General features: G+C 67.8%; 18 protein-coding genes. 8 read left to right on the forward strand and 10 right to left on the reverse strand.

Features of this window, described 5'->3' with window-relative positions; genetic code table 11:
• Positions 1–73: 73 nt before the first annotated feature.
• The 7 genes from ACQY7V_RS04530 to ACQY7V_RS04560 all read right to left on the reverse strand — a co-directional run bounded on the left by ACQY7V_RS04530 (position 74) and on the right by ACQY7V_RS04560 (position 8,757).
• Positions 74–1,666, reverse strand: coding sequence for a lysine--tRNA ligase (locus tag ACQY7V_RS04530; RefSeq protein WP_428639099.1), 1,593 nt, complete (start codon positions 1,664–1,666; stop codon positions 74–76).
• A 200-nt stretch (positions 1,667–1,866) separates the two neighbouring features.
• Complete coding sequence (locus tag ACQY7V_RS04535; protein ID WP_277298991.1) at positions 1,867–3,870, reverse strand: hypothetical protein; 2,004 nt, start codon at positions 3,868–3,870, stop codon at positions 1,867–1,869.
• A 351-nt stretch (positions 3,871–4,221) separates the two neighbouring features.
• The gene (gene panD, locus ACQY7V_RS04540; RefSeq protein WP_184454647.1) at positions 4,222–4,650 is read right to left on the reverse strand and encodes an aspartate 1-decarboxylase; all 429 of its coding nucleotides are present in this window, start codon (positions 4,648–4,650) and stop codon (positions 4,222–4,224) included.
• 4 nt (positions 4,651–4,654) lie between these two features.
• Entirely contained in the window at positions 4,655–5,578 is a 924-nt protein-coding gene (gene panC, locus ACQY7V_RS04545; protein WP_428639102.1) for a pantoate--beta-alanine ligase, read from the reverse strand.
• A gap of 130 nt (positions 5,579–5,708) precedes the next feature.
• Positions 5,709–6,593, reverse strand: a complete 885-nt coding sequence (locus ACQY7V_RS04550; protein ID WP_428639104.1) for a DUF2520 domain-containing protein — start codon at positions 6,591–6,593, stop codon at positions 5,709–5,711.
• Positions 6,590–8,230 (reverse strand): PH domain-containing protein, encoded by a 1,641-nt coding sequence (locus ACQY7V_RS04555; protein WP_428639106.1) that lies wholly within the window; start codon positions 8,228–8,230, stop codon positions 6,590–6,592. The genes ACQY7V_RS04550 and ACQY7V_RS04555 overlap by 4 nt, the downstream gene beginning before the upstream one ends.
• Entirely contained in the window at positions 8,230–8,757 is a 528-nt protein-coding gene (locus tag ACQY7V_RS04560) for a PH domain-containing protein (RefSeq protein WP_321082578.1), read from the reverse strand. Before ACQY7V_RS04560 ends, ACQY7V_RS04555 begins: the two co-directional genes overlap by 1 nt.
• A 125-nt stretch (positions 8,758–8,882) precedes the next feature.
• On the opposite strand from ACQY7V_RS04560, the gene ACQY7V_RS04565 reads away from it, so the two are divergent.
• The 4 genes from ACQY7V_RS04565 (at position 8,883) to ACQY7V_RS04580 (ending at position 12,704) form a co-directional block, all read left to right on the forward strand.
• Positions 8,883–9,593, forward strand: a complete 711-nt coding sequence (locus ACQY7V_RS04565; RefSeq protein WP_154476100.1) for a response regulator transcription factor — start codon at positions 8,883–8,885, stop codon at positions 9,591–9,593.
• Positions 9,594–9,596: 3 nt separating this feature from the next.
• Positions 9,597–11,177, forward strand: a complete 1,581-nt coding sequence (locus ACQY7V_RS04570; RefSeq protein WP_428639109.1) for a sensor histidine kinase — start codon at positions 9,597–9,599, stop codon at positions 11,175–11,177.
• 78 nt (positions 11,178–11,255) lie between these two features.
• Positions 11,256–12,221, forward strand: coding sequence for an HD domain-containing protein (locus tag ACQY7V_RS04575; RefSeq protein WP_428639112.1), 966 nt, complete (start codon positions 11,256–11,258; stop codon positions 12,219–12,221).
• Positions 12,222–12,413: 192 nt separating this feature from the next.
• Positions 12,414–12,704 carry a WXG100 family type VII secretion target gene (locus ACQY7V_RS04580; RefSeq protein WP_154476096.1) on the forward strand — a complete coding sequence of 97 codons (291 nt, stop codon included), beginning with the start codon at positions 12,414–12,416 and terminating at the stop codon, positions 12,702–12,704.
• 107 nt (positions 12,705–12,811) lie between these two features.
• On the opposite strand, the gene groL is transcribed toward ACQY7V_RS04580, so the two are convergent.
• Positions 12,812–14,437, reverse strand: a complete 1,626-nt coding sequence (gene groL, locus ACQY7V_RS04585; RefSeq protein WP_303772978.1) for a chaperonin GroEL — start codon at positions 14,435–14,437, stop codon at positions 12,812–12,814.
• Positions 14,438–14,853: 416 nt separating this feature from the next.
• Entirely contained in the window at positions 14,854–15,300 is a 447-nt protein-coding gene (locus ACQY7V_RS04590; RefSeq protein WP_320772458.1) for a LytR C-terminal domain-containing protein, read from the reverse strand.
• 444 nt (positions 15,301–15,744) lie between these two features.
• Between ACQY7V_RS04590 and ACQY7V_RS04595 the strand changes: the two genes are divergently transcribed.
• The 4 genes from ACQY7V_RS04595 to ACQY7V_RS04610 all read left to right on the forward strand — a co-directional run bounded on the left by ACQY7V_RS04595 (position 15,745) and on the right by ACQY7V_RS04610 (position 18,614).
• The gene (locus tag ACQY7V_RS04595) at positions 15,745–16,446 is read left to right on the forward strand and encodes a uracil-DNA glycosylase (RefSeq protein ID WP_303772977.1); all 702 of its coding nucleotides are present in this window, start codon (positions 15,745–15,747) and stop codon (positions 16,444–16,446) included.
• Positions 16,447–16,639: 193 nt separating this feature from the next.
• Positions 16,640–17,542 (forward strand): ABC transporter ATP-binding protein, encoded by a 903-nt coding sequence (locus ACQY7V_RS04600; RefSeq protein WP_303772976.1) that lies wholly within the window; start codon positions 16,640–16,642, stop codon positions 17,540–17,542.
• On the forward strand, positions 17,539–18,387 hold the full coding sequence (locus tag ACQY7V_RS04605; protein WP_428639116.1) for an ABC transporter permease: 849 nt from the start codon (positions 17,539–17,541) through the stop codon (positions 18,385–18,387). Before ACQY7V_RS04600 ends, ACQY7V_RS04605 begins: the two co-directional genes overlap by 4 nt.
• Positions 18,387–18,614 carry a helix-turn-helix transcriptional regulator gene (locus tag ACQY7V_RS04610; protein WP_428639118.1) on the forward strand — a complete coding sequence of 76 codons (228 nt, stop codon included), beginning with the start codon at positions 18,387–18,389 and terminating at the stop codon, positions 18,612–18,614. The genes ACQY7V_RS04605 and ACQY7V_RS04610 overlap by 1 nt, the downstream gene beginning before the upstream one ends.
• A gap of 47 nt (positions 18,615–18,661) precedes the next feature.
• On the opposite strand, the gene ACQY7V_RS04615 is transcribed toward ACQY7V_RS04610, so the two are convergent.
• Positions 18,662–20,989 (reverse strand): alpha-galactosidase, encoded by a 2,328-nt coding sequence (locus ACQY7V_RS04615; RefSeq protein WP_428639120.1) that lies wholly within the window; start codon positions 20,987–20,989, stop codon positions 18,662–18,664.
• Positions 20,990–20,993 lie beyond the last annotated feature (4 nt).

Here is a 20,993-nt window from a genome sequence, read left to right on the forward strand (position 1 = left end):
GGCTCGCCGCGCGCCCGGAGCCCCACCCCGACCGAGTCAACAGAGGATCGAATCAGACCCTCAGCTCAGACCCTCAGAGCTTCTTCACGAGGGGGAAGGTGATCGTCTCTCGAATGCCCTGACCGGTCAGGGCCATGAGCAAACGGTCCAGCCCCATGCCCATGCCTCCGGCCGGGGGCATGCCGTACTCCATCGCCATGAGGAAGTCCTCATCGAGGACCATCGCCTCCGGGTCGCCGTTCGCAGCCGCCAGCGCCTGGGCCTCGAAGCGCTCGCGCTGGATCACCGGATCGACGAGTTCGGAATACGCCGTCGCCAGCTCGAAACCGCGGACGTACAGATCCCACTTCTCGACCAGGCCCTTCTTCGTGCGGTGCCCGCGAGTCAGCGGCGACGAGTCCTCCGGATAGTCGCGCACGAAGGTCGGCTCCCACAGCTTGTCGCCGACGGCGGCCTCGAAGATCACCTCGGCGACCTTGCCCGGCCCCCAGTGATCGGCGACGTCCTCGCCGAGCTCCTCGGCGATCTTCACGAGCTCGTCGAGCGGCGTGTCCACGGTGAACTCGCGTCCGAGCGCCTCTGCGGTCGCCTCGAACATCGAGATCTCCTTCCACGACCCCGACAGGTCGTAGACGGAGCCATCGGCCAGGGTGACGACCTCCGTGCCCAGCGCTTCACGCGCGGCCTTCTGGATGAACTCGCGCGTCCGGCGGGCCATCGTGTCGTAGGAGCCGTAGGCCTCGTAGGCCTCGAGCATCGTGAACTCGGGGCTGTGCGACGAGTCCGCCCCCTCATTGCGGAAGTTCCGGTTGATCTCGAAGACCCTGTCGACGCCGCCGACGACTGCGCGCTTGAGGAAGAGCTCGGGCGCGATCCGCAGGTAGAGCTCGGTGTCGTAGGCGTTCATGTGCGTCGAGAAGGGCCTGGCAGCAGCACCGCCGTGAAGGTTCTGCAGCATCGGCGTCTCGATCTCGATGAAGCCCGCCTCATCGAAGTAGCTGCGCAGCGACTTCACGACATTCGCGCGCATCCGCACCATGTCGCGCGCCGCGGGCCTCACGATCATGTCGAGGTAGCGACGGCGCACCCGCATGTCCTCCGACAGGGACATCTCGGTGCCGTCCTCGGCCGTGTAGGTCTTGGGCAGGGGCCGCAGCGACTTCGCCGCGATCCGCCAGGCGGGCACGGCCTCGCCCTCGGCGATACCGGGGGTGAAGAGGCCGGCGGGCGCGACGCCCGGGCACGCCATGATCGACAGCTCACCGCGGCGCGAGGAGATCACGCGCCCGTGAACGAAAAGATGATCGCCGAGGTCGACATCCGCCTTGTACTGGGCGAGCGACTCGGCGCCGACCTCCGCCGCGGACAGCATCACCTGGATGCGGTTGCCCGCACCGTCCTGGAGCGTCGCGAAGCACAGCTTGCCGCCATTGCGCGCCAGCATGACGCGGCCGGCGATCCCGACCTCGTCGCTCGTCTCCTCACCCGTCTCGAGGTGCGAGTACTTCTCACGCACCTCGGCGATGCTCGAAGTGATCGCGAGGACGACCGGATAGGCCTCGCCCCCGTCATCGAGGAGGCGCTCGCGCTTATCCTTGCGGACCCGCACCTGCTCGGGGACCTCGTCCGTTTCCAGGGGCTCAGCATTCGTGTTCACGTCAGTCACGCCACCATCGTAGCGGCACACGACACCCAGTCGTTTCAGCGCAGGCGTGGTGATCGTCGCGCTTCAGGAGCACCCGGAATCCGGCTTCGTCATCATTCATCCGAATGCGCGGAAGTCTTCGCACATCGCCGATGCGGAACGGATGAAGCCCTCACGGTCAGCACGGAACGCTCAGTCCACCCTTGAATCGGCACTTCCCTTCAGCACGTCTTCGTATTCGTCAAATGCGGCCCGATGTAGCCCACGACGATCTTTCCCAGATCCGCAGTACGGTCCTCAAAGTAGAGCCGGGGGCTGATCGGGCCGCGAGTCTGAATCTCGACATGCTTGTGCATGAGGATGTTGCCTGACTTCTCGACGAAGCTCGGCACCGGGAACCTGCGTTCGGCTCCCCATTTCCCTTTCGTCGTCTGCGATTCGTTGGCTCGATAACGCGCAGGCGGGAAAGTGTGACGCCCTGCTGAAGCGCTATTGCTCAGATACTGCCTGAGATCACCATTGAAAGCCTTGCCCTCCTCTGTCTTCTTGAAAGCGGCATAGTCATCGAGCGTCTTGAGAATCTCAAGCGTCGTGCTCAGCCAGGCGTTCGATTCCGGCTGGGACTCCAGCTCGAAAGTCGGTTTCCACTCCAGCGGAAGAGTCAGGTTCTCAAAGACCTCACCGAAGAAGCGCAGCTCCTCCCATGTGTTGATTTCGATGTCCTTGTACGGATCAACCGCTTCCCCGTGCGTCGAGGATTCGTCGAGACGGTGCTCCCGCAGGATCTTGCGCGCGCATTCCAGGCGATACTCCAGCGTTCGTCGCAGTGCGGAAGCTTCTTCAAGTTCGAGGTTCTTGAATTCAACTTCTTCGTACGCCGTTTCTCTTTCCTTCTCGAGTTTCCTCCTCTCATCGTCGAGGGCATCGAGTTGATTCTGGAATCTTTCGAGATCCCGTCTGCCCTGTTCGGCGAGGCGCGCTTCGAGCAGCACATCGAACTTCGCCTCCTGCTCCACGAGACCCCGACGGAGTTCATCAAGCCGTCCGAGAAGCTCCGCGACACGCATCGAGGCACTTTCGTTCTCCGCGCGGAGCTGAGCATTCTCACGCTCGAGACCTCCGACGGACGCCGGCAGGCTCGTCGGCGAGCCCTTCTCTTCAGACGTGAAGATAGCGACCGGCGCGCTGAGCGGTGTCCCGTTAGACCCCTGAGGAGCATTCATTCGCAGATCCGGACGGACCGCCGACTCCGTCGGGATCGTGTCCGCCACATGTTCGGTTTTGAACGGATGATGGGACCGGAACGTCGCGTGATCCAGCTCCGCCGATGCGAAGGCATCGAGTCGGCGAATATAGCGGTCTTGCGGAAGGGAGAGCCCATGCGCACGGCACAGGCGCCCGTAGAGATCGGTGAGGTCCTTCCTTCTCATTGTGAGCAGAGTCCGCGGGGCGAGGAAACGATGGCGGATCCCATCATCCGGCTCATCGAGGCGGGCCCCCGGTTTGAAGGTACGAATCGAGTAGGGACGCAGCTGATGCCGTCGAGACACGCGAGCACTCTCGTTGTATCTCGAGGTCATCGCAGTATCGAGGAGGAATACCGAAGCCTGCCCCGAACATTCCGAGGTGATGTCGTCGAATATCCCCCACCAAGCAGATTCATCGACCGTGTCGTCCGTCCCGCATGCGATGATGAGCCCGCGTCGTCGCGGATCTTCAAGGGCATCGAGGAAGCTCTCAAGCCGGGCCTCGTCTTGGACTCGGATCGGATCGTCGGAGATCTCAACACTCATGTCATAACAGGTGTAGCTGTCGAGAACGTTCTTAACCAAGTAAGGACGATTCGCGAAACACGGCTTACCCGGAGTCTCTAAGTTCTCGGGAACGTCGAGTTCCACGGAGACGCTCGCTCGATGCGGATTCTTCGGCGAGAGCCCGACCAGAAAAGTCGTTACCCACTGGCCGCTCTTCTGTGGCGGATCGAAGTAGACGAACTTCCCGTACTCGTCACCCGCAGGAGTCGTCCCCGTTCCGAAAATCGCGCTCCCCCCGTTGGACAGAGGCGATTCCTTCCAAGGCTCAAGCGCGTCAATCTCCCTGACGCCCTTCTTATGACGGATCCAATTGAATGCGTCTCCGAGAAGAACGCGAACCGCATCCTCTCGGGAGATTCCTACCGATCGATCAAGGTCGATCTCAAACGTCGTTCTGTAGCCAAGCATCATCGCTCCTTCCCTCGGAAACCATGCTCCCAGAGGGCACGGGCATCTGCGGCAGCTTCACTGAAGGCAAGACCGAGCGGCAGCTCCCGCCTCCCACAGGAGTGCGTTCATCTTGCGGGAAAGACGTCGAAGAAGAGCGCCGATACATTCCCGGATGGGCTTAGCCGGAACGCGGGTCAGTCCCGCGCCTTCTTATCGCAGTGAAACATGGCATCCTCAATCCGAATGAGGAAAAGGCAACTGAACAGGCATAACACTGGATGAAGGTGCGGCCCGGCGCCTTCGCGTTCTTATCACGGAGCACCTGCTCCCGAAGACGCGTTCGGAGGCGACTCAGTCCACCGCGGCAGCGCGTCAGCCCCTCACGCCGGAGGACTTCAGACCGAGCTCCTTCGCGCGGGCCGACTCCTCGGGCACGGCCCCCGCATCGTCGCCCGCCTCGACCAGGCGGTTCTCCTCATCGACGAAGGCGACCGCGGGCTTCCAGCCGCGGACCCTCGACTCGGGCACCTGGCAGTAGGCCATGATGATGACGAGATCCCCGACGCTCACGAGGTGCGCGGCGGCCCCGTTCAACTGCACGACCCCCGATCCCCTCCGCCCGGCGATCGTGTACGTCGTCAGGCGATTGCCGTTGTCGATGTCGGCGATATCGACCTGCTGGCCGGGAACGATGTCAGCGGCGTCGAGGAGGTCCTCATCGATCGTGACCGAACCGACGTAATGCAGGTCGGCGCCGGTCACTTTCGCGCGGTGGATCTTGCCCTGGATCATCGGGCGCATGACCTCACTCACCGGCGCGCTCCTTCAGGACCAGGGCCGTGTTGTCGATGAGGCGCGTCGTCCCCACCCGCGCGGCGACGAGCAGCCTCGCCGAGCGCCCGCCACCGGCCGCGCCCGTCACTCGGGCACGTTCCTCCTCGGCGCCGAGGGCGACGCCCGCAGTCGCGGCGAGAACCGTGAAAGTCCCCTCGTCCACCAGCGCCACGTAATCGATGTCGATGCCGCCGGCGTCCTCGAGCACCTCGACGACCGCCGCCACGGCCTCGTCGGCCGAGGCCCCCTTCGCTCCAGCCTCGGCCCCGGCGCGCAGGCCGGCCGAAAGAGAGCGCGCCCGGATCCGCTCCTCCTCGGAGAGGTAACGATTGCGGCTCGAGAGCGCGACACCGTCCTCGTCGCGGACGATCGGCACGCCCTCGACCTTGACGGGCACGTCGAGCTGGGCGAACACGTGACGGAGCACCGCGAGCTGCTGGGCGTCCTTCTCGCCGAAGAAGGCCACATCCGGGCGCACCAGGCCCATGACTTTCGTGCAGATGAGCGCGACGCCGGCGAAGTGGGTCGGACGGGACGCGCCTTCGAGGACCTTGGCGATCGGACCCGGATCGATCGACACGTCGATCGGCTCCGGATAGGCGTCCTCGGGCGCGGGCGCCCAGACGAGGTCGGCGCCGACCGTGGCCAGCGCGTCCATATCCGCCTCGAGGGTACGCGGATAGGCGTTGAAGTCCTCGCCGGGGGCGAACTGGGTCGGATTGACGAAGATCGTGACGACGACGTGGTCGCCCGCCTCCTTCGCGCGCTTGACGAGCTCGAGGTGCCCGGCGTGAAGGGCGCCCATCGTCATGACGAGCGCACGACGGCCGTGCAGGGCGGCGAGGGCGCGGGCGAGTTCGTCTCTGGTGCGGGTGAGGACGGGTCTTTGCGTCATACCCCCATTGTGCTGCCCTTCGCCGCGCAATCCCACTCCGGAGAGAGTTCCCTCGGCCACTTCCGCATCCCCTCGCCGACGAAAGGTGATGACCTCGGCGGGAAAAGAGGGGGAGGGGCGGCGGAGGGGCTCAGTCCCCGCTTTCCAGCAGGGCCGTGCGCATCGCATCGGCCTCGCGCTCGCCGATCCGCCCGCGCTCGACCAGCAGTTCGATCGCCTCGCGGGCGCGCGACACGTAAGCGGCATGCGCCCTGGCGCCCCGATCGCCGAGGGCGAGGGCGTGCTCGCGCACGCAGGCCGAATCCGCCGGGGCGAAAGGAGCGCCCAGAGCGCCTTCGCCCTCGTCGACGGCCCACGTCGCCGCATCGGGGAGGATGCGCGAGACGAGATCCGGCCCGCCCTGAACCCCCGAGGATTCAAGGGCGCCCAAGCATTCGACGACCGAGGAGACGACGCCCGCGACGCCGAGGGTGAGCGAGGCGTGGACGGCCGCTCGCGCCTCCTCGCCCACGACCACCGGTTCTCCGCCCATCTCGACGACGAGGGCCTGGGCGATCGGGAGGAAGGGCGCGGGCGCCGTGACGAGGAAGGGCGCGCCCGCGAAACGCTGGAGATCGACGCTCCATCCGGTCAAGCGCAGAACCGGATGGATCGCGAGGGGGATCACCCCCGCAGCCCGGGCCGGCGCGAGAACGCCGGTCCCGTAAGGGGCGGCGAGATGGACGAGGATCTGCCCCATCCGCCAAGCGCCGAGATCGGCCAGACCCGACACGAGGCCCGCGATCTCGGCGTCGGGAACGGCGAGGACGACGAGTTCGGAGCGCTCGACCACTTCTTCGACGGAGAGGACCGGGACGCCCGGCAAGAGGATGTCAGCGCGTTCGATCGTCTCGGCGCTCTCGGCCGCCACGCCGACGATCTGATGACCGGCCGCGCGCAGAGCCGAGCCGATGATCGGACCGGCCGTCCCCATGCCGATGACGCCGATGCCGAGGCGCCCCTTCGGGTCCTTCACTCCCGGGCCCCCTCACGGGCGTCGAGAGCCGCCACGACCCTTGTCATCCACTTCTCCGGCGGCTCGCTCGCGCGACGGACCCGCGCGCGTTCGCGCAGCTCGCCGACCAGCTCAGCCGCCGCAACGCCGTCGGCGTGGCGCACGACCGCCGGAGTGGATCCCGGGACGATCTCAGCGTGGACGTCCACAAGACCCCGCCTGCGCTCCCACGGGCCCTGAGTGACCGAGGCCGATTGCAGGCGCTCAACGGGGATCACCGAGGTCGAGTGCGTGAGCCAGCCGTCGCGGATCACCAGGCTCGTGCCGGTCAGGGCGAAGGCCCGGCGACGACGGGCCAAGGGGTCGAAGATCCCTGCGCTGGCCGGAATCGGGATGAAGCCCTGATCCGCGCCTTCACCGCGAAGAGCGGCCTCGATGAAAGACACCGGATCGTCGACGCCGAGATCGCGGATGACGAGCCAGAGCGCGAGCTCGGCGTCCTGGCGCGTCCCGACCGGCAGGAGGACCTCCGCGCTCGACGAGCGCGAGCCCGACGAATCCGAAGTCCCCGCATAGCCCGCCTGGGTGATCGTCACCCGGTACCAGCCCATGCGGCGCCACAGCCAGGGCTGCACGACGCGCACCGCGTGCACGCGACGCGGCGGCACGGTCTGCGAGCGGGTCTCGAGCAGACCCGCTCGGGTGCGGATCCCGTCGGGCGACACCGCCGCCGTGAAGTTGAACTCCCCCGCGAAGCGCGACCACAGGACGGAAATGCCGGCCAGGGCTCCGAGCGCCGCGGGCGCGAGGGCCGTCAGCCCGGCCGGGCCCAGCATGTAGAGCGCGACGCCGAGTCCGACCGCCCCGGCGAGTGCGAAGACGATGCCGATGACCATTCCCATATTGAGGACGAGGGAACCGATGAGTCTCGCTATCGGAACCGTGTAGAGGACCCGTTCGGGGGCGACCGGAGCGGGGGCGGGCGAGAGGGCCGACGGCGCGGGGGCGGAGGATTCATCGGAGTGGCCGAGCGGACCCTCCGATGACTCCGAGCCCCCGGAATCGGGGTTCGAGCGGGCCTCATGGCCCGTCGAAGCGGAAGCGGCCGGCACGACGCCCGCTGCGCGCGCGAGGATCTCGGCGCGCAGCGCCTCGAGCTCGGCGGTCTTCAAGTATCCGAAGGAGAGGTTCGAATCGGCCCCGCCTGCGACCTCGATATTGAGCCGCCCCAAGCCGAAGATGCGCCCGAGCAGCGGATGCGACACGTCGACCGCCTGGATCCGGTCGAGTCGCGCATGCTTGAGGGTGCGCATGAGGATCCCCGAGCGGTAGTAGACACCGGATCCGACGACCGCGAATCGGGCCGCCCTCCACGCGAGCCAGGAATAGACGACGGCCGCCACGAGGAAGAGGACGAGAGCCCCGAAGGCCAGGAGGACGACGACGATGATCCCGAGATCCCGGGCGAAGTCGGACTCCGCGACGTCCACGACGATGTCGATGTTCTGGTAGAAGATGATCGCCGCGAGCACCGCGAGCGCCTTCCAGGCGTTGATCACCGGCGAGATCGGATGCAGGCGCCGCCACTGGTCATCGGGCACGCCGCCCTCGGCGGCGCGCACCCTCGGCGCCGCTGTCCGGTCCTGGTTCCGAGCCATCACAGGCCCGCCAGCTCTGCCGTGCCGCGCTCCGAGAGCATGTCGCGCAGGCGGGCCGCCTCGAGGCTCGGCACGCCGTTGAGGGTGCCGCTGGTCTCGGCCGACGCCGTGTGGAGCTTGATCTCGGCGATTCCGAAGGCCCGGGCGATCGGCCCCTCGGAGACCTCGACGTACTGGATCCGCCCGAAGGGGATGAGCGTGAGGCTGCGGAACATGATGCCCTTGCGGATGAGGAACTCGTCCTCGGCGAGGGCGTACCCCATCGCCTTCACCTGGCGCGGGATGAGCCACAGGGTCCACAGGGCGAGAACGGCGAGGACGCCGACCGCGATCCAGAACCACTCGGACGCCTTGAGGGCGAGGACGAGGGCGCCGATGAGGAAGGGCGCGAAGGCGATGAGCGCCGAGATGACCCGGACGCGGATGAGGCTCGTCGAGACCGGGAGGAACTCCACGTCCGAGGGCGCCATCGGGTCCGAGGGGCCTGCGGGCGGCGTCTGCTCGGAGACGAATCGTGCATCAGTCATCGAAGAGCCTTCCTGGGTCGATGTCCGGGACTCCTCATTGTTCCACAGTCCGATTCCTCCGATCCGCCCTCATATTCCCACTCGGCATCCAGGAAACATCCAGATTCATCCTCGAGAATCGACCCATGCCACGCCATGACACCGAAGGGGAAGCCCGTCTTCTCGTCGTCGACGATGAACCGAACATCCGCGACCTCCTCGCATCCTCGCTCCGCTTCGCGGGCTTCGACGTCCTCACCGCCGAAGACGGTCAAACCGCCTACCGCAAGGCGACCGACGAGGCCCCCGACCTCATCGTCCTCGACGTCATGCTCCCCGACATGGACGGCTTCACCGTCACCCGACGTCTGCGCGAAGCCGGCGTCCAGATCCCCGTCCTCTTCCTCACCGCCCGCGACGACATGCGCGACAAGATCCAGGGGCTCACGGTCGGAGGGGACGACTACGTGACCAAGCCCTTCGGCCTCGAAGAAGTCGTCGCCAGGATCCGCGCGATCCTGCGCCGCACCATCGGAACGGATGAGGACGACGGCAAGCTCCGCGTCGCCGACCTCGTCATCGACGAGGACGCGCACGAAGTCACTCGCGCCGGCATCGGCATCGACCTCAGTCCCACCGAATTCAAACTCCTGCGCTACCTCGTCATCAACGAGGGCCGCGTCGTCTCCAAGATGCAGATCCTCGACCATGTCTGGGAGTACGACTGGGACGGAGAAGTCGCGATCGTCGAGTCCTACATCTCCTACCTGCGGCGCAAGCTCGCCGTCGAAGGGGCCTGCGGAGAACTCATCCACACCAAGCGCGGAGTCGGCTACATCCTCCGCGCAGAGGACTGATCCGTGTCACCGGGCCCGCTCGGATACTTCAAGAGCTTCTGGGAGAAGCGCCCCCTGTCCGGCCAGCTCGTCACGCTCATCACGGTCCTCCTCGCCCTCGGCCTGGTCATGTCCGGCACGGTCATGCTCGGACTCCTTCAACGCCACCTCGTCTCCCAAGTCGATGAGCAGCTCAGGTCCGCAGCCTCCTCCGTCCTGTCCAGCGGCGAAGGCGTCTTCCGCGACGGGGAATCGGCTCTGCCCACCCTCTACTACATCCGCGGCTCCTTCACCGGGCGCCCCGACACCGTCTACTACTACCGGGCCACCCTCGAACAATCCGGCACGCCGAGGATCCCCCGGCTCCTCGCCATCGGGCAAGAACCCGACACCGAGGACGGCATGACCCACCCCATCACCGTCTCCTCGAGCAAGCACGGCTCCAACTGGCGCGCCGCCGCCTTCCCCGTCTACTCCAACGAGGACGGCGCGATCCTCGGAGTCGTCACCATCGCCCTGCCCCTCACCGATGTCCAGCGCACCCTGCGCACCACCGCCGCCTACTTCAGCATCGCGGGCATGGTCATCGTCGTCCTCGGCGCCTACCTCGGCTCGACGCTCGTGAGGCGCTCGCTCCTGCCCCTGCGCGCCATCGAATCCACGGCGGGCAAGATCGCGGCGGGGGACCTCACCCAACGCGTCGCGCCCCAGCCGCCCACCACTGAAGTCGGCTCCCTCGCCCTCTCCCTCAACGCGATGCTCACCCAGGTTGAGCAGTCCTTCCAAGCCCGCCAAACCTCGGAGCGCAAGATCCGGCGATTCGTCTCCGACGCCTCCCACGAACTCCGCACCCCGCTCGCCGCGATCTCCGGCTACTGCGAGCTCTACTCCATGGGAGGAGTCCCCGAAGACCGCGTTCCCGAAGTCATGGGACGCATCCAATCCGAGTCCACCCGGATGGCCGCCCTCGTCGAAGACCTCCTCACGCTCGCGCGCCTCGATGAGGGCCGCCCCCTCGAGTTCACCGAACTCGACCTCGTCAAGCTCGCCGACAACGCGGCCTTCGACCTCCAGGCCCTCGACCCCACGCGCTCCGTCGGCCTGCGCGGACTCGGGCCCGGCGCCCACAAACCGCCCATGACGCTCATCGTCACCGCGGACCGCGACCGGATCCAGCAGGTCTACACCAACATCATCGGCAACATCGTGAGATACACGCCCGAGGGCTCCCCCGTCGAGATCGCCCTCGGAAGGACGGGCTCTTCGGCCGTCGTCGAATTCCGGGACCACGGCCCCGGCATCGCCGAGGACGACCGTTCCAAGGTCTTCGAGCGCTTCTACCGATCCGACAGCTCCCGGGCCCGCTCCCACGGCGGCTCCGGCCTCGGACTCGCGATCGTCTCCTCGATCCTGTCCGCGCACAAGGGCGAGGCGAAGCTCACCAAGACCAAGGGCGGCGGGCTCACCGTGCGCATCGAGCTGCCCCTCGACGCCCAAGGCGCCCCCGAGCCCGCCTCCACGGCGATCCCCTCCCCAGGGGCGGGCCGACCCGCATCGCCCTCGGCCCTGGCGGATCCTGGCGAGAAGGCGCCAGCGAACGAGTGACACGCACCACCGGAAGTGCTACTTGCCCGGCAAGTGGCTACGATTCACGCCGTATTCCCTATCCAGGAGTGAGTCGTTATGGGTGCTGACGCGCCTCAGTGGCTGTACACCTCCTTCGCCGATGCGATGGAGGAAATCGGGGCGACCGCGTCCCGGGCCGAGCTCGACCTCGAAGCCCGTGATCTCGTCGCGCGCTGGTCCGCTTCGGACCGGCGCCTCCACACGGTCCGCCACCTCATCAACATCCTCGCCCACCTCGACGAACTCGCCGCCACGGCGCACGACCCGGATGTCCTGCGGGTCGCGGCCTGGTACCACGGCGCCATCCTCAACCGCTGGCTCTCCGTGCGCCCCCGCAACGCCGACCCCGTCGCCGGCGAATCCGAATGCATCGACACCGCCCGCTCCAACCTCGGACGGCTCGGTGTCTCCACTGACGTCATCGATCGCGTCGTGGAGCTCCTCCTCTTCCTCGCCCGCCACCGTGCGCCCCGCGCCGACGTCGACGCGCAGGTCCTCGTCGACGCCGACCTCGCCTGCCTCGCCGTGCCCCCTCAGGAGTACAAGAAGCTCCGCGAGAACCTCCGCGCCGAACTCGCCGAGCTCAGCGACGTCGAGTACTTCCGGGCGCGCGGCGCCGTCATCAAGCGCCTGCTCGCCTTCGACCCCATCTATCAATCGCCTCTCGGCGAGGCCTGGGAATCGGCGGCGCGTTCGAACCTCGAGGCCGAACTGGCGAAGATCGAATCGGCGCTGTGCGCATGTGGGGCCTCCGTCGGCGATGACGCCGACGCCCCCGCCGATGCGGGCGAAACGGCGGAGGAGGTCACCTCCACCGGCACGATCATCATCAAACGGCGCCAGCTCAAGAAGAACCTCTGCCAGGACGCCCGCCCCGACGAGTTCTCGTCGACCGGCGTCCTGCCCGTGATCGCCCCGCCCGAACCCGAGCAGGCGACTGACGCCGGCGGCCTCGAAGACTCGGCCTCCTCCCTCGAGAACGCCATCGAGGCGCTCGACCTCCCCTCGACGCCCGCCCAGTAGGGCCCAGGGGGCACTTCCGGGACGCGCTCCCGATCACGCGAGGACGCCGCGGGATCCCCGCTGGACTTCCACAGGGCCGCCCGCATCCGGATCATCCACAGCCGCCTGGCCCTCCCGGCGCGCCTTCGGAGCCTTCCCCCTAATCTGCCAGGCGGGCCGGATCCCCCGGTCCGTGCGAGGAAGGACATCCCCATGGCGATCTACGCCGTCGACTCCAACGAAGTCTCAGCCGCAGCCGCGCGCGTCAACGCGATCAGCGCGGACATCCGCTCCCAGGTGCAGGCGCTCATGAGCGACCTCATCGCGCTCGAGGGCTCATGGACCGGAGCCGCGTCTTCGAACTTCCGCACCTGCGTCGATCAGTGGGGCGCGACCCAGATCCGCGTAGAGGCCGCGCTCGACGCGATCGGCACCCAGATGAACGCCGCGGCCGCCGTGTACGCCGAGGCCGAGGCCCGCTCGGCGGCGCTCTTCGCGGGCTGAAGCCGACTCGCGCCCTCGAAGGCGGGACAAGGGAGGGGCCGGTCCTCGAAAGGACCGGCCCCCTTGCGCTTGGTTCGAGACACTCAGGTCCGAAGCGACGGGATGGATCAGTACATGCCGCCCATGCCGCCGTCCTCGCCGCCGGTCGCTGCCGGCGGTTCGGGCTTGTCGGCGACGACCGCCTCGGTGGTGAGGAACATGCCCGCGATGGAGGCCGCGTTCTGCAGGGCGGAACGGGTGACCTTCACCGGATCGGAGATGCCCTCGGCCATGAGATCGCCGTACTCGCCGGTCGCGGCGTTGAGGCCGTGACCCGGCTCCATATCGGCGACGCGGGCCGCGACGACGCCGCCCTCGAGGCCGGCGTTTTCGGCGATCTGCTTGAGCGGGGCCGAAACCGCGACGCGGACGATGTTCACGCCGGTCGCCTCATCGCCCGAGAGCGAGTCGAGCGAGCCGAGGGCGCGATCGGCGGCCTGGATGAGCGCAACGCCGCCACCGGCGACGAGGCCCTCCTCGGACGCGGCGCGCGCGTTGCGGACGGCGTCCTCGATGCGGTGCTTGCGCTCCTTGAGCTCGACCTCGGTGGCCGCGCCGGACTTGATGACGGCGACGCCGCCCGCGAGCTTCGCGAGGCGCTCCTGGAGCTTCTCACGGTCGTAATCGGAGTCGGTGTTCTCGATCTCCTGGCGGATCTGGCGGACGCGGGCCTCGATCATCTCGGCTTCGCCGGCGCCCTCGACGATGGTGGTCTCATCCTTGGAGACGACGACCTTGCGGGCGCGGCCCAGGAGGGTGAGGTCGGCGTTCTCGAGGGTGAGGCCGACGGTCTCGGAGATGACCTGGCCGCCGGTGAGGATGGCCATGTCCTGCAGCATCGCCTTGCGGCGATCGCCGAAGCCCGGGGCCTTGACGGCGACGGACTTGAAGGCGCCGCGGATCTTGTTGACGACGAGGGTCGCGAGGGCTTCGCCCTCGATGTCCTCGGCGACGATGAGCAGCGGCTTGCCGGTCTGCATGACGAGCTCGAGCACCGGGACGAAGTCCTTGACGTTCGAGATCTTCGAGTCCATGAGGAGGACGTAGGCGTCCTCGAGGACCGCTTCCTGGCGCTCGGCGTCGGTCACGAAGTAGGCGGAGAGGAAGCCCTTGTCGAAGCGCATGCCCTCGGTGGTCTCGAGGGTGGTGTCGAAGGAGTTGGTCTCCTCGACGGTGACGACGCCCTCGGCGCCGACCTTCTCGAAGGCCTCGGCGATGAGCCTGCCGATCTCCGGGTCGTTCGCGGAGATCGAAGCGGTCGCGGCGATCTGCTCGGTGGTCTCGACCGGCTTCGCGTCGACGTGCAGCTGGGCGACGATCGCGGCGACGGCCTGGTCGATGCCGCGCTTGAGGGCGATCGGGTTCGAGCCGGCGGCGACGTTGCGCAGACCCTCGTGGACGAGGGCCTGAGCGAGGACGGTGGCGGTGGTGGTGCCGTCGCCCGCGACGTCGTCGGTCTTCTTCGCGACCTCCTTGACGAGCTCGGCGCCGATGCGCTCGAAGGGATCCTCCAGATCGATCTCCTTGGCGACGGACACGCCGTCCTTGGTGATCGTCGGGGCGCCCCACTTCTTGTCGAGGACGACATTGCGGCCCTTGGGGCCGAGGGTGACCTTCACGGTGTCGGCGAGGAGATCGAGGCCGCGCTCCATGCCGCGGCGGGCGTCCTCATCGAAGTGGATGATCTTGGTCATTGCTGTCTTTATCCTTCCGCGATGCGGATCGGGGACGGTGCCCGCGACGGACGAAGTCCCAGAACGCGACCCTGTGCCGCGCACCGGACCTTCTCACCGACCCGATGGTCTTGTCACTCTGCCTGAGCGAGTGCCAACGCCAAGTCTGGCACTCACCCCCTTCGAGTGCAAGACGAAGGCGCCTCTTCCGCGCTGAGCGGAGCGGAACCGCATTCAGAGCCCTCCGCTGAAGGGCCCTTCACCGCGGGAAGGAGCCTTTCGCCGGGGAAGGCCCCTTTCGACGCGGGAGGGGAAGAGGGCGCGCCCCGATGCGCCTGCGGGGCCGATCGGCAACCCGATCGACCCCGCAGATCCGCGTCATCCTGGATGACTCGCTCAGCACCATCGCCGATCCGAGACGCCCCGGAACAGCGCACTCACTTGAGCACGACGGCGATGTTCGTCCCCCCGATGCCGGAGGCCTGCTCGACGTTGGCGATGCCCAGCGCTTTGGCGACCTCCTTCGCGGTGGCCGCGAAAGCCGGATCCTCGTAGAAGACCGTCGACACCGCAGTCGTCCAACCATCCGCATTCGCCGCGGAGGTCTGCGCGAAGCCGGCGCCGTTGAGGACGCCCGCGCGTTCGGCGGCGAGTCCGGCGGTACCGGTTCCGTTCAGGACCGCGATCGACGCGGAGAAATCGACCTGCCCCTCGGGCTCCGCCGCCTCAGGAGCGGGCTCCGGTTCTTCGACCGACCGGGCCGATTGCTCCGATTGCGCGGTCTGCTCGGAACGCGCCGATTGAGACGATTGAGCCGACTGCGCCGATCGGGCGGCCGGAGCCGACTGCGGAGTCGACACGACGGTCCCGCTCTGCCTGTTCATCAGGAGAGTCGAGGCGCCCCACGCGAGAAGGGGGACAATGACGAGAATGACGAGGAAAGGCCAGACGTTCTTCCACCGCGACGCCTGGGGCCGGTGCATACCGACCGGCATGTCCTCGCCTGCGATGTCGAACTCGTCCCTCGGATACTTAGAACTCACCCTGCCAGACTAGCGGCCGATCGCACCGCGCGGCTCGCACGCGCATGGCGCGCCACGAACCCGGGCGAGCGCACGGCCCGCTCTTGCGGGCGCGGGAGGCCTGAAGAGCTCGAGCGGAATGCGCAGCGAGGACGACCGCCCCGCATTGCGCACATGGAAGTGCCCGGACGATCGGCACGTACCGGGTTTTCCTGCACCTCCCCGCATTGCGCACATGGAAGTCCCCTGCGGGATTCCACCATCCGGACCGCGCGCCGAAACCCCCGTTTCCATTACCCTGTCGGCGTGAGCCGTATCGAGCCGAAGCCCCTGTCCGAACTCGTCGATCCGGGATGGGCGCGCGCCCTCGCCCCCGTCGAGCCTCGCATCCACGAGCTCGGCTCGATGCTCCGCGAGGAGATCGCCGCGGGCCATGCTTACCTGCCCGCCGGCACGGACGTCCTGCGCGCCTTCACCTACCCCTTCGACGAGGTGAAGATCCTCATCGTCGGCCAAGACCCCTACCCGACGCCCGGGCATGCGATGGGTCTGAGCTTCTCGGTCGCACCGGGCGTGGCGATTCCCCGCTCCCTTCAGAACATCTTCGCCGAGCTCGAGTCCGACCTCGGCATCGCCCGCCCAACATCCGGCGACCTTTCGGCCTGGTCGCGCGAGGGTGTCTGCCTGCTCAACAGGGTCCTCACGGTCCGCCCGGGACAGCCCGGCTCCCACCGCCGACGCGGATGGGAGGAGGTCACCGAGTGCGCGATCGACGCGCTCGTCGCGCGCGTCGACGAATCCGGCGCGCGCAAGCCCCTCGTCGCGATCCTGTGGGGCAAGGACGCCCAGACCCTCGAACCGCGCCTGACGGGGGTGCCCGTCGTGAAGTCCCCCCACCCCTCGCCGATGTCCGCGCGCTACGGCTTCTTCGGGTCCCGCCCCTTCTCGCGGGCGAACGCCCTGCTTGAGGAGCAGGGGGCGACGCCCGTGAACTGGACGCTCCCGTAGCGGATTCGGCTCCGAGTGCTTGCTTTACGCCTCTTTTTCGACGCGATTCGTCCTGAAACCCGCGTGAAGCAAGCAGCGGGATCCCTCCGGGCATTGCCATGAGTGCAGCCGCGACTGCAATTGCTTGACGATATGTAGCAGACCTACTACATTTCATCTCGACACCCCTCTCACGAGAGCACCTGGAGGAGAGATGGACCCCCTCGTCGACGTCGACGGCATCCACTTCGCCTGGGGCACGACGCCCGTCCTTCACGGCGTCGACCTCACCCTCAGCGCCGGGGAGCTCTGCTGCCTCCTCGGACCCAACGGCACCGGGAAGACCACGCTCGTCGAGAACATCCTGGGCACGGTCTCCCCGCAGGCGGGGGCCATTCGCATCATGGGCGAGAACCCCCGATCGGCGACCGGCCCCTTCTGGTCGAAAATCGGCCTCGTCCAGCAGAACTCCTCCGACCACCCGAAGTGGCGCGTGAAGGACCTCCTCGAATGGACGCGCCTCCTCCACGAATCAGTCGGCGCCCCGACGCGCCCGACCGACGAACTCCTCCAAGCGGTGGGCCTGACCGACAAAGCGCAGTCACCCCTGTCCCGCCTCTCGGGCGGACAACGGCGCCGCGTCGACTTCGCACTCGCGCTCCTCGCCCGACCGAGCCTCCTCATCCTCGACGAACCGACGACCGGACTCGACCCCGTCTCGAAGGCGCAAGTCCACGACATCGTCGGCGCGGCCCTCGACGAAGGGGCCGCGGTCCTCTACACGACCCACGACCTCGCCGAAGCCCAGAAGATCGCCACGCGGATCGCGATCATGAACCACGGCCGCATCGTCGCCGAAGGCAGCGCCGACTCCATCCTCGACGCCTACTCGCGCAACGCGCAGGTGACTTGGGAGGAAGAGGGGACCACCTACGTCCACTCGACCGATCAGCCCGAAGCCTTCCTCCGCACGATCCTCTCCGGGCCCATCGAGCACCTGACGGTGACCCGCCCGACCCTGGAGGAGGCCTACCTCGCCCTCATGAACGAAGACGGGCCCGCCGACGAGGCCCGGCGCAGCGCAGCGAACCAGCCCATGAAGGAGGGCGTGAAATGACGATCCGAACCCGACCCGCCACCCTCATGCAGTCCGCACTCTTCCAGGCGAAGACGGACCTGCGCCCCTACTACACCTCCGCCTCCGGCATCGGCATCCTCTTCCCGGTCGCCGTCTTCATCACCCTCGGAGTGTGGTTCCGTTCGAAAGGCCTCACCCTCGGACCCTGGGCATCCGCATTCCTCCCCGGGATGGTCGGCGCGACCGCCGCGATGCTGCCCCTCCAGCTCGTGTCCGAGTACTACTCCGAAAGGGTGAACGGCACGCTCATCCGCGCCCGTCTGCTGCCGAACGGGCCGCTCACATGGACGATCGGCAAGACTCTGTCGAATCTCGCACTCATCGCCCTCACCCAGGGCCTCCTCCTCGCCGCGACCCTGATCCTCTTCCCCGAGCTCGAGATCCCCTTCGGCTCGATCCTCCTCATGATCCCGATCCTCCTCCTCTGCTCGGCGGCGGCCGCGCCGATCGGCTTCATCCTCGGAGCCTTCGCGAAGGGCGTCTACTCGCTCATGGGCGCGACCGTCGCCCTCATCGGCCTGTGGACGGTCTCGGGCTCATTCTTCCCGCTCAGCGACATGCCGACCTGGCTCCAGGCGATCCAGGCGCCCCTCCCCTTCTACTGGTTCGGGCACCTGTCCCGCTGGGCCCTCGTCGGCGGCAACGGATCGGGCATCGAGATCGGCGGCGGGTACCACCCCCTCCTCGCGATCGCGATCCTCCTGGCATGGACCGTCCTCGGCTTCGCCCTCGCCGCGCGGATCGTCCGCTCCTCCTTCCGGAAGGAATCTCTGACTACCCTGGAACAACTCCGATTCGCACTGAGGAGGCAGTCAGGGATCTGATGGTACACGACGACCTCGTCCACAACCGCATCGCCGTCCTGCGCGCCGACCGGAAGGTCTCCCGGCGCGAGCTTGCCGATGCGCTCGGCGTCCACTACCAGACGATCGGGTACTTGGAGCGCGGCGAGTACTCGCCCTCGCTCTCGCTCGCTTTGCGTATCGCCCGCTACTTCCACGTTCCGGTCGAGTCCCTCTTCTCACTCGAGGAGTTCCCGCCGCTTCAGTGAGCCGACCGCGAGCGCCGCCTCACAGCACCTCCTCGAGCACCGCCTCGTCAGGACAGCTTCGTCACGAGGTGCAGGCGCGCGGAGCCGTCCGGCATCACCCGCATCCCCTCGACGAATCCCGTGCCCGCGAAGCGCTGCGGAAAACGCAGACCCGCGTTCATGAGCACGGAGCCCGACGCCTCCACCTCGAAGGCCTCCGTCATCATCGGCCGATGCCGCGCCACCGCGCGCACGAGCGCGCCCTCATGATCGACGCGCAGGGGCAGGGCCGTGTTGATGAGCGACCCGAAGACCCGGGGGTCGAGCATCTCCCGCCTGGTCGACACGCGATAGCGGGCCCGAGGGTCCAGGCCCCGCAGACGCAGCGGCGTCGCATCGGCGTTCGCAGCGGCGCGTCCGACCATTTCCATCACGACGGCCTCGCTCGAATCGGGCGCCACCACCATCCACGCGCACTCATCGGACTCGAAGGGCGAACGGAGCCTGTACCAGCGCCCGAACTGGAAGAGCCCGCGATGCTCCCCGTAGAAGCGCCGCTGCGCGCGCACGGCCCGCAGCTCGGCGGGCGAAAGGCCGTCGAGGTCGAGCTCGTAACCGAGCAGTCCGAAGGCCGCGACGTCGAAGCGCGCCTCGATGGATGAGCATCGCAGGGTCTGGTGGTTCGGCGAGGCCCCGACGTGCGAGCCCCACAGGGACTGCGGGTACCCGTAAGAGGCGCCGCTCTGGATGCGCGCCCGCTCCCAGGCGTCCGTGTCGTCGGAGAGCCAGACCTGGGGCATGTAGCTCGCCATGCCCAGGTCGACGCGGTTGCCGCCCGAAGCGCATGACTCGAAGAGGACATCCGGGTGGGCGGCGGTGATCTCGCGGAGCACCCGGTACAGGCCGCGCGTCCAGGCGACGTCGAGGCGCCCCTGCTCGGACAGGGCGGAACTGAAGCGGTCGGAATGGTGCCGGTTCATGTCCCACTTGACGTATCGGATCGGCGCGGAGTCCAGCAGGGCGCTGATCTGCCCGATGAGGTGGTCCTGGACTTCCTCGCGGCACAGGTCGAGGACGAACTGGTGCCGGCTCGGGGAGGGCTCCGTCCCGGGGTCGGCGAGGATCCAGTCGGGATGGGCCTCGAAAAGGGCGGAGTCGCGGTTCACCATCTCCGGCTCGACCCACAGTCCGAAGTCGAGGCCGCGCTTCTTCAATCGGCCCGCCAGCCCCGTCAAACCGGAGGGGAGGCGCTTGCGATTCACCGAGAAGTCGCCCAGTCCCCGCTCGTCGCAGGTGCGCCTGCCGAACCAGCCGTCGTCGAGGACGAAGAGCTCCGCGCCGATCGACGAGGCCGAACGGGCGAGGGCGTCGAGGCGCTTCTCGGACAGGTCGAAGTACATCGCCTCCCAGGTGTTGACGAGGACGGGGCGCTCGACGCCCGCCCATCGGGGAGGGACGATGTGCTCGCGGACGAGGGCGTGCATCGAATGGCTGAGGGCTTCGAAACCGCTGGCGGAGTAGGCGAGGACCGCCTCGGGGGAGTCGAAGGACTCGCCCGGCGCGAGGGTCCACGCGAAGCCCTCGGTTTGAATGCCCGAAAGGAGGCGGGTCGTGGAATAGGGCCCGGCCTCGAGGATCGTCTCGTGGGAGCCCGACCAGAGCAGATTCGTCCCGTAGACCTCGCCGCTCGTCTCGTCGGCGCCGCGCGAGCACACCATCGCGAAGGGGTTCGCGTAGTGGGAGGAGACGCCGGAGCGCGAGGCGACGAGGGCGGCCCCGGCTTCGACGGGGCGCCGCGCGGGCGCGAACTCCCGCGCCCACGCGCCCGTGAAGGACACGAGCTCCCATTCGCGCCCCGGGAGGTCGAGCTGGTAGGAGAAGAGGCGCTCCAGCCGCAGCGGCCCTTCACCCCGATTCGTGACCCGCGTGCGCACGACGATGACGTCGCAGTCCTCGAGGGGCGTGTAGAAGCGCTCGACGAGCGCCCCCGACGGGGCCGCTGCGGCACGGACGACGAGGGTGTCGGAGCCGCCGCGGACCTGCGGCAGGCCCGCGGCGGGTGCGGGCGCGCTGAGCAGTTCGATCCCCTCGCAGCGCAGGTCGTGAACCGCTGAGCCGCGCGCGTCCCTCATCGCGAGTGCGCCGGGGCGGTAGTCCCCCTTGTCGAGGGGCGAGACCTCCAGCCCCAGGTGCAGCAGGGAGAGGACGGGGTCGTTGAGGGGATCGTGGATGACGTCGGTCCCCATTGCGACTGCGATCGGCGCCCTCATCGCCTCCAGATCCGGCTCCAGGCGCCGCCCGTAGTGGAGGTGCTCGACGAGGGGGCCGCGCTCGGCGAGGTAGTACCCCGTGTGCGCGGTCTCGATGCACCAGACGCCGGAGGCCTTGCGGATCATCGTC

Origin of the sequence: Schaalia sp., assembly GCF_050312375.1 — a bacterium.
Lineage (GTDB): Bacteria > Actinomycetota > Actinomycetes > Actinomycetales > Actinomycetaceae > Pauljensenia > Pauljensenia hyovaginalis.